This is a genomic window from Pseudomonas fildesensis, assembly GCF_001050345.1.
Lineage (GTDB): Bacteria > Pseudomonadota > Gammaproteobacteria > Pseudomonadales > Pseudomonadaceae > Aquipseudomonas > Aquipseudomonas fildesensis.
Genome location: NZ_LFMW01000042.1, coordinates 1 through 1,536, shown reverse-complemented (window position 1 = coordinate 1,536; position 1,536 = coordinate 1). Strand labels below are relative to the sequence as shown.

The 1,536-nt window shown below is 56.1% G+C and carries 1 protein-coding gene; it reads left to right on the top strand.

Translation table 11 applies throughout. The annotated features are described in order from the left end of the window. Window positions 1–1,468, top strand: a 1,468-nt coding sequence (locus tag ACR52_RS28845) for a DNA polymerase (RefSeq protein ID WP_048731856.1), incomplete at its 5' end; no start/stop codon positions are given. Window positions 1,469–1,536 lie beyond the last annotated feature (68 nt).

Here is a 1,536-nt window from a genome sequence, read left to right as displayed (position 1 = left end):
CGGTTTTCCGTTTGACTCTGACGGTGCTGAAAGGCTCTACGCGGATCTTGCAGGACAACGCTCTGACCTTTTGGTCCAGCTCATCAAGACGTTCGGCTCTTGGTATCAACCCAAGGGCGGCAACGAACTGTTCGTGAACCCCAAGACAGGTAAGGCCCTTGAGAAGTGGTCTGACGGTCGCCCAATGCCTCGGGTCAAGTATCCGAAGGTGGGTGGTGTTTACCTCAAAGACGGCAAGAAGAAGGATACGCGGGAGACTTTCGCGGGTGCCCCTTATACGCCTGTCGAGTTCGTGACGTTCAACCCAGCTTCCGGGGCTCACCTCATCAAGGTCCTCAAAGACGCCGGATGGGAACCGACTGAGTTCACAGACAAGGGCGCCCCAAAGGTTGACGACGAGACGCTTGAAGGCGTGACCGTTGCTGACCCTGACGCCCAAGCGTGCATCGCCTTGGTCCGCGATTACCTGATGATCCAAAAGCGAATCGGGATGCTGGCTGAAGGGGATAACGCTTGGATGCGACTGGTCCATTCGGACGGCTCAATGCATGGCTCTATCAACCCCAACGGGGCTGTAACAGGGCGAGCAACTCACAGCTATCCAAACATGGGCCAGGTGCCCAGCGCCAAGAGTCCTTATGGGCCTGAATGTCGCGCCTTGTTCGGTGCGGTCTTCGCTCAGAAGCGCTTTAAAGGCTGGGAGAACTGCGTGCAGGTTGGCGTGGATGCTTCCGGCCTTGAGCTTCGTTGCCTGGGTCACTTTGGGGCCAAGTACGACGATGGCGCATACGCTGATCAGGTCCTTAACGGTGACGTGCATTGGGCTAACGGTGTGGCTGCGGGCATCTGTCAGGCAACCATTCGGGATAAGTCCAACCATGACCATGACCGTTGGCGCGACATGGCGAAGACCTTCATCTATGCGTTTCTGTATGGAGCTGGTGACGCAAAGATTGGATCAATCGTTGGCGGTGGTGCGAAGCGCGGTAAGGAGCTGAAGAAAGCCTTCCTTGAAGGTACGCCCGTTATCGCTGACCTCAGAGCCGCACTTGAAGACTCCCTTATCTCAGACCAGAAGTGGAACCAAGCCCTTCGCAAGTTTGACATCAAGTGGAAGCGCCGTTGGATCAAGGGCCTGGATGGCCGAAAGATTCACGTCCGCTCACCTCACAGCGCCCTCAACACACTCCTTCAGTCAGCCGGTGCGCTCATCTGCAAGGCGTGGGTAGTAGAAACCGAAAGGCTCCTTATGGAAGACCACGGGTTCATCCACGGATGGGATGGCGACTTTTGCTTCATGGCATGGGTCCACGACGAATTACAGATTGCTGCACGCACCCAAGAGATTGGGGAGGTCTGTGTGGCCGTTGCTCAGCAAGCCATTCGCAACGTAGGCGAGTCCTTCGGGTTTCGCTGTGTCCTCGATACAGAAGGAAAGATCGGGCCGACTTGGCGCGAATGTCACTAACCAATCATTAAGGAGGCCCATATGGCTATCACTTTGAACCTGCAACACACCTTCACGACTCGCGTTGT